This window comes from Cyanobium sp. NIVA-CYA 375 (assembly GCF_056108345.1).
On the sequence record NZ_JBSYHW010000351.1, the window covers coordinates 1 to 656 of the forward strand.

A 656-nucleotide genomic window follows, 5' to 3' on the forward strand; every position below is an offset into this window, starting at 1 on the left:
GTGATGGCTGTAGGAATGGTCGCGCTTCTCGGCGACGGGGGGGACGGCAGGAGCCGGTGTGGTCACGCTGGTTGGCCCTCGTTCTGGGTCATGGCTTGCGCCGCTTGCGTCAACATGGCGATTCCGGCCGCAAGCGCGGCAAGCGACAGCAGGGATCGGTTCATCGGGACGCTCCGGGTGCGGGTACAGGCGGGGCGGCTGGAAAGCCGTCGCCCGAATGACTATGGTGGTTGGCATCAAGCGGCAAGAGCCGCCGCGCACATTGCCAAGGAACAACCCGATGCTGATGCAGACCCATGAAGCCCGCCTGTCCGCTCTGCGCGAGGAACTGAAGCGGCAGGGGCTGCCGCATCGACTGGCTCAGTTCGGCGGCCGGTGGACGATTGTCTTTGCGCAAGACCACCGCAAAACCGGACACAATTACTCTCCTGCGCCAATGGCAGCGGTCCCGGGCTCAACCGCGATCTGCTGCCCGTCTCCTCGTCTGCACTGCAACCGGCGGTCTGCCAACCGTCTAACGCCCGCCACCAAACCTTTGCCCGCAATTGATTTTGCTCCGGCGTGCCGCCAAGGCTGTTCGTGCCAAAGAGTGTAACCGAATCAAATCAGCAATCAGAGCCTGTGTGGAACATGTTTTTGGCTGCATAACAATGTCC

At 62.3% G+C, this 656-nt stretch carries 1 protein-coding gene; it reads left to right on the forward strand.

What is annotated here, in order from left to right; all coding sequences use genetic code 11:
* Positions 1-300: hypothetical protein (locus tag AC01FP_RS18525; protein WP_474482343.1), on the forward strand; the 300-nt coding region annotated here is incomplete at its 5' end.
* Positions 301-656 lie beyond the last annotated feature (356 nt).